The sequence below is a fragment of the Acinetobacter sp. YH12112 genome, from assembly GCF_013418945.1.
Taxonomy (GTDB): domain Bacteria; phylum Pseudomonadota; class Gammaproteobacteria; order Pseudomonadales; family Moraxellaceae; genus Acinetobacter; species Acinetobacter indicus.
This window is the reverse complement of the sequence record NZ_VPBA01000062.1, coordinates 1-8,998: the sequence shown is the minus strand read 5'-3', so window position 1 is coordinate 8,998 and position 8,998 is coordinate 1. Positions and strand designations below refer to the sequence as shown.

The following is an 8,998-nucleotide window of genomic DNA, read 5'->3' as shown; positions in this document are numbered from 1 at the left end:
AAGCATTACTCACCCGTCCGCCGCTAAGCTAAGGTGCAAGCACCCTCGCTCCGCTCGACTTGCATGTGTTAAGCCTGCCGCCAGCGTTCAATCTGAGCCATGATCAAACTCTTCAGTTAAAATCATTGTGTACTTTAGTTAAGACAAAGTACTAATTCTGGCTCATCAATTTTCTGACTTAAATTTCGCTCAAATAAACTTCGAGTAATTTAAACCAATCAATCAATGAAAATATATTCGATTAATCAACCAGTAAAAATCCACACAAGTTGTTCTTCATAATCTCTTAATGATCTTTCCAACACCTCGTCAGTGCCAGAAGCTGGACTCAAAACACTCAACAACTCAGCGATCCGCTTCGTTCATCACCGTGTATCTCGTCGGTATGGGGTGCATTCTAGAGGATTTCAGAATCATTGCAAGCACATTTTATAAAGTTTTAAGAAAAAAGTACCTGTCTGGTTATTTTTAAACCAGATTGCTGCATATTTCATCTGTATTACTAAGTTTAGCTAAGTAATTATAAAAATAAAGTAGTCCACTTAGACTTTAAATCTATAAATAAAAAACCAGCCGAAGCTGGTTTTATAATCTTTTCATTTTATTGCGGTTTTTAATTGGCCTGTTCTGCCAGCCACGACATAAATTTTTGTCGTTCTGTTTTAGACGCTTGTTGCCACAGCTGAATCAGTTGCTGATCTGCACCGGCAACATTGCTAACAGTTGCAACGGGTTTGGTTGTCACGACTGCTTGCGGACTATACACCGCTGCTGGTTGTGTCACCGATACAGGTGCGGCCTGCGCAGATTCTGTTGAAGAAGTACTAAATAAGTTTTGTAAAATGCCACGGTTTAAATCTTTGGCTCCAGCCTGCTGCACCAGCAGCTGATTTTTCGCATCAAATAAACCGAATACCGGCTGCTTGGCAAACTCCTTGGCATCATCATGCGTTTTTGGTGGATTCACCAGCCCTAAACGGTATGTGGCTTTATCTTGTAAAACCGGAGTTTTAATATGCACGATGCCCGAACGTACAATATCGTGTGAACCAATGCCCGGATGCTCTTCAAAAAACTGTACATAACGTACGCTCAGCACATTCTCGCCAGGCTGCACGCTATAGTTATGATTGCTGCTAAACAGACGGCTTTTCACTTCCTGACCATTTAAACCTTCAACTTTAATTTCTTCCGGTGCCGTAATAGTCACTGCGGAAAAAGCTGTACTACTTAAACTTAAAGCCAGTGCTGCGAAGGATAAACGTAAAGCCATGCTGTTCACTCTAGTCGATTGTTCAATTTTAGTTGCACTATGCAGCGCTGAAATGACAGTTTTATGACAAAAACTATTAAAGCCCAATTTCTCTCTTTTTAGTGGCGTTTTGCCATAAAAAAAGAGCGCTGAATGCGCCCTTTCTTTGGTTTAGCTGTGCAACTTAGTGAAAAGTTTTAAAACGATCTGCATCATTCATAAACTCTTTATCACCTGCTGGTGCTTCAATTGAACCGAACACCAGTTGCGCTCTTAATTTCCAGTTGGCTGGTACATCAAAGGTCGCCGCAACTTCTTCATCAATAATCGGGTTGTAATGCTGTAGCGATGCACCAATGTTGTTTTCTGCCAGCGCAATCCAGGTTGCAAACTGGGCAATCCCTGTTGAATGCTCTGACCATACCGGGAAGTTATCTGCATATAGTTCAAATTGTTCTTGCAGTGCTTTCACGACATCTTGGTCTTCATAGAATAACGCAGTACCAAAACCTGCGGCAAAGCTGCTAATTTTGCTGTCAGTTGATGCAAAGTTTTCAGCCGGCACCATTTTACGCAAGGTTTCACGTACAATTTCCCAGAATTTGGCATGTGACTCACCAAACAGAATCACCACACGTGAAGTTTGCGAGTTAAACGAAGATGGGCTTAAACGAACGGCTTCTTTAATAATTTCTTCAATTTTTGCTTCATCTAGCGCCACATTTTTACCAATTGAGTAAATGGTACGGCGTTTAAGTAAATGATCTTTAAATGACATATCTTTTTCCTTGGTATGGTCTTGTGTTTATAACAGATGGATTTATCTTAGTGGCTGCCTGGGCTGGAAAATAGCCCCAGTTTTATAACAATGTGTTGCATTTATGGAACAATAACCGCGCTTATCGTAGATTTTATGAAAACAAGTTAGATTTTAAAGCACGTCAAAGCGGATGAGCATCATCCCTGCTCTAGGTTTATATCAGTTATTGGTTTTTTACAGTTTAAAGGATATATAAAAAAACTCCGCAAATCGCGGAGTTGTTGAGCTGCTTATTTGTCTGTTTCAAACAGCGCTGCCACAAAGGACTTGGCTGAAAATGGACGTAGGTCGTCAATTTTTTCACCCACCCCAATAAAGCGGATAGGCACATGGGTACGGCTGGCAATATTAAACAGCACACCACCTTTGGCGGTACCATCCAGTTTGGTGATGGTTAAACCCGTCAAGCCAACCGCTTCATCAAACATTTCAACCTGGTTAATCGCATTCTGACCAGTACCGGCATCTACCACCAGCATCACTTCGTGCGGTGCAGTGGCATCAATTTTTTGCATCACGCGTTTAACTTTGGTCAGTTCCTGCATTAAATGACCTTTGTTATGCAAACGCCCTGCAGTATCGGCAATCAAGACATCCATACCTTTGGCACGCGCACTTTCAAAGGCATCAAAAATGACCGAGGCACTGTCTGCACCATGACCTTGCGCGACCACAGCAACATCATTACGCTCGCCCCAGATTTGCAACTGTTCAGTCGCTGCGGCACGGAAGGTATCACCAGCGGCCAGCATGACTTTCTTGCCTTCACCTTGTAAACGTTTGGCCAGCTTACCAATGGTGGTGGTTTTACCCACACCATTCACGCCCACCACCAGAATGACATACGGATTTTTATTCGAGTCAATATGCAACGGTTTAACACGCGGCGCCAGTAAAGCCACCAGCTCTTCCTGCAAGGCTTTATACAACGAGTGTGAATAAATCAGATCACCACGCGCGGTACGTTCAGTCAGGTTGGCAATAATGGTTTTGGTGGCATCGACACCAATATCGGCCACCAGCAATTGCTCTTCAACTTCTTCTAAAAGTTCATCATCAATTTCTTTGCCACCAATTAAGATGTTGACCATCCCATCGGCAAAGTTTTTACGGGTTTTGGTTAACCCTTCTTTCATACGGCTGAAGAAACCGCCTTTTGATTTCTCTTCAGCTGCTTCTGTGGCTACAGGCGCAGAAACAGGTGCTTGTTCTACTTTAGGTGTTTCAACGATAGGTACATTTACCGCAGGTAAACTTGGTAAAGTGACATCGTCATCCCCGATATCAGCATCAATCAAAAATTTATTTTGCCCATTAGATTGCTGTTGCATGCCGAATCCTTGAAAAGCAGTGCGTTAAAAAGTTGGATTCTAACATAAACTGCCCGCTTTGACTTGTCATTGCCAATCATGTGTCGCAGGCTGCAAAAAGTTACAGGATTCCCTTGCTTTCACTGCCCCGTTTCTGAAGAATGAAAGCAAATACAGATGCATTGCGGATCATCTTTGTGATACTGAACAATAAAATTTTGCCTGCTGTGGTTCATCATTTAAAACAACAACGTTTCGCCCTTACCCTACTTCTGATCGGTTTCTCATCGAGCGCTTTGGCGGCCAATACTCAAAGCGAGCTGGCACGCAGTACCGTTGAAACCACGTTAAAAAACGGTTTAAAAGTCATTATTCGTGAAGATCATCGTTCGCCGATGGTGATGACTCAAATCTGGTACAAAGTTGGTAGCAGTGATGAGTCGGGAAATTTACTCGGTATTTCCCATGCGCTGGAACATATGATGTTCAAGGGCACGCATAAAGTGCCAAATGATGAATTTACCCGACTCAGCCGGATTTACGGCGGCCGGGTCAATGCCTCGACCTTTACCAATTACACCAATTATTATCAGCTGTATCCAAAAACCTATTTTCCGATGGCGCTGGAGCTTGAAGCCGACCGGATGCGTAATTTATTGCTGCGCCAGCAGGATTTTGCCACCGAAATCAAAGTGGTGATGGAAGAACGGCGCCAGCGTACCGATGACAATCCGCGTGCTTTGGCTTTTGAACGGTTTAAATGGATTGCCTACCCGACCAGTCATTATCGCCAGCCAATTATTGGGCATATGAAAGATCTGCAAAATATCCAGCTGGAGGATTTACGTCAGTGGTACAAGCAGTGGTATAGCCCGAATAATGCCATTTTAATTATTGTCGGCGATGTTAATGCTGAAGCGGCTTTGCTCCAGGTACAAAAATACTTTGCCGATATTCCAGCGCGCAGCCTGCCAGCCCGCAATGATGTCCGCGAATTTGAACGTCTGGGCTATCGGCACATGGAACTGAATTTTCCGGTTCAGGTGCCGAATTTGTATATGGCCTGGAATGTCCGTTCGCTAACGACTGCGACCAATCCGCAAGATGCCTATGCACTCACCATTATTCAGCATTTATTAGACAGCGGCATTTCTTCTCGTCTGCAGCAGCGTCTGATTCGTGAGCAAAAACTCTTAAGCGCCTTAAGCGTCAGCTATGATCCATATAATCGTGGCGACAGCCTGTTTACCATTTCAGCTTTACCGGTGGATGGCGTGGATCTGGCCGAAGCCGAACAGGCGATTCAGGCTGAAATTGAACGCCTAAAAACCGAGCTGGTGCATGAACAGGAAGTGAAACGCGTGACAGCCAAGTTTGTGTCGAATTTGCTTTATAGTCAGGATGATCTGGCTGGACAGGCCAAGATGATGGGTAATCTGGAGGTGAATGGATTGAGTTATCGCCTGATGGATGAGCTGCCCCAGCATTTTGAAACCGTACGCCCGCAAGACATTCAACGCATCGCCAATGTCTATTTTGTGCGTGACAATTTGACCACCTTATATTTGCGTCCACACAGCAAGTCACCCTAAAGGATACCGACATGCCCTATTTCCGTTCCTGCGTTCTGGTGGCCAGCTTATTTGCGATCAGTTCTGCACAGGCCAATGTTAATACCACCGCCGAAGTGGATGAAAATCCAAATACCTTGCAATCTCTGCCGCTGCTGCAAAGTCTCAGAAATATTAATCAGCAGAAATTGGATTATCGCGCGCCTTATGTGCATGACCTGAATAACCGCTATCAGGTCAGAACCCTGTTTGTGGAAACACAGGACTTGCCAATTCTGGATATACAGCTGACCTTTAATGCCGGTGCCGCGCGTGATCGGGAAATTGAAAGCGGCTTATACGGCGTGGCCAATATGGCCGCCCAGCTCTTAGATGAAGGCACGCCCAAATATAACGCACAACAAGTGGCTGCCGTGTTTGAACAGGTCGGTGCGCAGTTTAGTGCGCGAGCCTATCGAGATATGTTTATTGTCAAATTACGGGTGCTGTCTGACCCGGAAAAATTGGAACCAGCTTTAGCCATGATGATGGAACTGCTCAAACATGCCACCTTTGAAAAACAGAGTATTGGCATGGTGGTCAGCAATAACCAGCTGGGGCAAAAACAGCTGAAAGAAAATCCCAGCCGGATGATGGAGATTCAGCTGTATCGCAGCTTATATGGGCAACATCCTTATGCCCAGCCAATTAACGGCACCAATGGCAGTATTCAGCGGATTCAGCCCAAACATCTGCAACAGTTCCGTGAGCAGTTTCTGGTGGCGCAGAATATGAATATTGCCATTACCGGAAAAATGCAGGCCAAAGCAGCTTTAAATCTGGCAGAACGTATTGCCGGCAACTTAGCGCAAGGTCAGGCGGCTGCACCACTCCCCACACCCATCACAGCAAATGGCTTTCAGATTGTACACATGCCCTATCAGTCCAGTCAGGCGCATATTGTGCTCGGTCATATTGGCACCACACGTCATGATCCAGACCGGCTGGCTCTAGAAGTGGCCAATCGTATGCTCGGCGGTAGCGGCTTTCATTCTGTTTTGATGAAAGAACTGCGGGTAAAACGCGGCTATACCTATGGCGCATCCAGCAGCATGAGTTTTAGTCAGGCACCGGGTGTATTTCGCATCAGCTACTCAACCCGGCAAGATCAACTGATGGACAGTATTCGTGTCGCGCATAAGGCACTGGTCGATTTTGTCCGCGAACCGATTGATCCGAAACAGCTGGAAGAAACCAAAAACGGCTTGTTAAGAGCCTATCCTAACCATTACAGTAGCAATGCCAGTATTAATGCCCAGCTCGGCAGTTTGGGATTTTATGAACAATCGGCACAGAGCTTGAGTGAATATTCAGCACAGCTCAGCAAAATTAGCGCCGAAGATGTGCAAGCTGCGGTACGCCGGCATCTGCATCCGGAACATCTGACTGTGATTGTGGTCAGTGAAAGTTTAGACAAAGCGGCTTTAGAACAAGTTTTACAACACAATTTACAGACCACCGGCAGTCAATCGCTTCCTCAGGTTGAAGATATTCCGGCGATTAATATGCCTCCACATCCAGAGGAGGAAGTTGTTTTGCCTGACCCAGTTCCATCTGATGAGCCTGCATCAATTTAAGATATTGCCCATAACGCACCTGTGGTTGCTGCATTAAGCGCACAGCCATCTCCTGGGTTTCAGGATACATCGACTGCTGCGACAAATATTCAATATTCTGAAATTGTGCGGACCCAACCGGACGATAAAGTGCAATGGAAGATAACAGGAGAATAATGACAATAATGCTGACCACTACCCCATTATAAATTTGCTCTAACGTGAGTCGTGATTTTAATTGAATGAATAATTGAGAAATTTTTTGTATTGCGTCATGCATAGCCTACCTCGAATAGCCGTAGTGTAGGATGCTAGCGGTATTTGCACAAGATAGATGACCCAATTTTACCCGAACTGGCGAGTAAAATTGAGCCACTGCTGCTTAAGTCATCAGCGCGCGGAATACGGTATACAGGATAATACCCGCGACAATGGCCAGCACAATGAAGATGGCAAAGATACTGACCCCTTTTTCGGCATCAGCCGGATGCAGTTCATCATCATCGGCAATGCTGATTAGCTCACCATTATAAATACGGTAGAATTCTTCACGCTGCTGTGGATCGAGTGTACTGGTAAAGTCATGCACACGTTTACGCTGCGCCAGACAATACTCACCTAAATGAATTTCCTGATGGAACACCGCCTCATCGAGTTTTTTACGGTGATGATGGGCCAGCTCGATAATCTGCTCCGCACGTAAAGGCAGATCAAAGTTAAAACCGTCTATTGTATTTGTCATGTGGCTCTCCTTTTTATGTTACCTTTCTTATATGCATATCATAATAAAATTATAGAGTGTTCAATGTTTAATCATGTAAACTTGAAATATCACGGATCTGCCCCATCTCTTAGTTGACATTTCAACGAATGTGTAATATTAGTTTAACACAACCTCGATAAACTATTATTTAGACTGGCTATACAGTCTTTATTGCGATCATAATTAAAATAAAGGAGTTTTATATGATTCAGAGTATCTCTCACCATGATCTTGAAATTGCATATGCAAATGCGGTTAACACCATTCAATCACAGATGAACTTCCAAGATGCTGTGGCTGAACTTGAACAGGTTGCCCGCGCGGGTCATGGCAAAGCCGCTATGTTCTTAGCTGAACTGTACTATCAAGGCTTCCGCGTAGAACGCGATTCACTCAAAGCACAGTATTGGCAGAATATGGCCACCATGCAAGCATAAACAGACGTCACCTAGGTGGCGTTTTTTAATGCCTGAAATTTGTTTTTTATATTTGTTTACGATTTAACGCAAAGCTTAAACGCTTTATTCATCTGAATTTCCTACAATACAGGCACCACATTAGTGTTTATATGACATGAACCAGATTAAGTCTTTAAAACCCGCTGCCCAAGATATTCACATGAAAATCAGTATTCTAAAATCAATGATGTATTGCGGGGTACTTTGGGGGCTATATCATCAGGGTTGGGCCATGACCTCCGATCAGGATGATTTTATTTTTCCCTTTTGGTTAAACGGTGTCCAAGCCTATAAATATGCCAAGAAACACTGGCCAAACTACACTCCGCGCCAGATTAGCCCGCAGGATTTTCAGAATTCTTTGCTACCAACCTTAACCCGTTTAAAAGTCACACCGGCGCTGTGCCATTGCTCCAGCCAGCAATTCAAGCTGACCACACAGCAAATGAAACACTTTTTCTTTAATGATGCCCAGTTAAAGACCGCTTAACGTAGAGATTCATGCACCATTAAACCTCAATGAAAACAATATGACTGCTGATTATTGCCTCTAATGATAAAACTATTGGCATTTTTCAAAATTGAGGTTAAGTTAGAACCCATACCAAGAACAAAAATGGCAAGGACCAGACAGAATGACCAATGTAACACACGTATTAAAAGATAAGCATAGCCAGGAAATATATACCGTTAGCCCGGAAGCAACTGTACTCGAAGCAATTTCAATTATGGCCGATAAAGGCATTGGGGCGCTTGTGGTGACCCATGAAGGTCAAGTGGTCGGGATTTTATCCGAGCGTGACTACACCCGTAAAATTGCCCTGATGGAACGCTCCTCTTATGACACCACCGTCAACGAGATTATGACAGCAAAGGTACTGACCGTGACCCAAAGCACCAGCGTAGAAGACTGTTTGAGCCTGATGACCGATCGTCATTTACGTCATTTACCCGTAGTAGAAGATGGCAAACTGGTTGGACTAGTGTCGATTGGCGACTTGGTAAAAGCAGTAATGGATGATCAACGTAAACTGATTGATCAGCTACAACAATATATTGCCAGCTAAACAGACAATATAAAAAACAAAAAACTCTCCTTCAGGATAATGCCAGTCAGTTAAGCAAATATTAGAAAAATGTAGTAAAAATGAGTGTATGTAAATACGCTCATTTTTTTATGTCTTTATCTGAACATTTAGAATCCACTCTTGAACATGCTCTCCCATCAC

10 protein-coding genes and 1 rRNA gene are annotated in these 8,998 nt (G+C 44.0%); 5 read left to right on the top strand and 6 right to left on the bottom strand.

Annotated elements, in window-relative coordinates; translation table 11 throughout:
- The 4 genes from FTU50_RS14610 to ftsY form a co-directional block, all read right to left on the bottom strand.
- Window positions 1–119, bottom strand: a 16S ribosomal RNA gene (locus FTU50_RS14610); the annotation flags it as partial.
- 494 nt (window positions 120–613) lie between these two features.
- Window positions 614–1,273 (bottom strand): DUF2057 domain-containing protein, encoded by a 660-nt coding sequence (locus FTU50_RS14605; RefSeq protein ID WP_005178385.1) that lies wholly within the window; start codon window positions 1,271–1,273, stop codon window positions 614–616.
- Between the two features lie 163 nt (window positions 1,274–1,436).
- Window positions 1,437–2,030, bottom strand: coding sequence for a nitroreductase family protein (locus FTU50_RS14600; protein WP_180069849.1), 594 nt, complete (start codon window positions 2,028–2,030; stop codon window positions 1,437–1,439).
- A 272-nt stretch (window positions 2,031–2,302) separates the two neighbouring features.
- On the bottom strand, window positions 2,303–3,403 hold the full coding sequence (gene ftsY, locus FTU50_RS14595; RefSeq protein ID WP_016658995.1) for a signal recognition particle-docking protein FtsY: 1,101 nt from the start codon (window positions 3,401–3,403) through the stop codon (window positions 2,303–2,305).
- Window positions 3,404–3,657: 254 nt separating this feature from the next.
- On the opposite strand from ftsY, the gene FTU50_RS14590 reads away from it, so the two are divergent.
- Window positions 3,658–4,974, top strand: coding sequence for a M16 family metallopeptidase (locus FTU50_RS14590; protein ID WP_370459242.1), 1,317 nt, complete (start codon window positions 3,658–3,660; stop codon window positions 4,972–4,974).
- 11 nt (window positions 4,975–4,985) lie between these two features.
- On the top strand, window positions 4,986–6,569 hold the full coding sequence (locus tag FTU50_RS14585) for a pitrilysin family protein (RefSeq protein WP_168398043.1): 1,584 nt from the start codon (window positions 4,986–4,988) through the stop codon (window positions 6,567–6,569).
- Here the strand turns inward: FTU50_RS14585 and FTU50_RS14580 are convergent.
- Together FTU50_RS14580 and FTU50_RS14575 are read right to left on the bottom strand one after the other, a co-directional pair.
- Window positions 6,493–6,828: a hypothetical protein gene (locus FTU50_RS14580; protein ID WP_075174530.1), complete on the bottom strand. Its 336-nt coding sequence runs from the start codon at window positions 6,826–6,828 to the stop codon at window positions 6,493–6,495. The genes FTU50_RS14585 and FTU50_RS14580 overlap by 77 nt on opposite strands.
- A gap of 102 nt (window positions 6,829–6,930) precedes the next feature.
- Complete coding sequence (locus FTU50_RS14575) at window positions 6,931–7,290, bottom strand: hypothetical protein (RefSeq protein ID WP_005178401.1); 360 nt, start codon at window positions 7,288–7,290, stop codon at window positions 6,931–6,933.
- Window positions 7,291–7,514: 224 nt separating this feature from the next.
- Between FTU50_RS14575 and FTU50_RS14570 the strand changes: the two genes are divergently transcribed.
- The 3 genes from FTU50_RS14570 to FTU50_RS14560 all read left to right on the top strand — a co-directional run bounded on the left by FTU50_RS14570 (window position 7,515) and on the right by FTU50_RS14560 (window position 8,836).
- On the top strand, window positions 7,515–7,748 hold the full coding sequence (locus tag FTU50_RS14570) for a hypothetical protein (RefSeq protein WP_005178404.1): 234 nt from the start codon (window positions 7,515–7,517) through the stop codon (window positions 7,746–7,748).
- Between the two features lie 136 nt (window positions 7,749–7,884).
- Complete coding sequence (locus FTU50_RS14565; protein WP_005178408.1) at window positions 7,885–8,259, top strand: DUF2750 domain-containing protein; 375 nt, start codon at window positions 7,885–7,887, stop codon at window positions 8,257–8,259.
- 145 nt (window positions 8,260–8,404) lie between these two features.
- Entirely contained in the window at window positions 8,405–8,836 is a 432-nt protein-coding gene (locus FTU50_RS14560) for a CBS domain-containing protein (protein ID WP_005178410.1), read from the top strand.
- The last annotated feature ends 162 nt before the right edge of the window (window positions 8,837–8,998 follow it).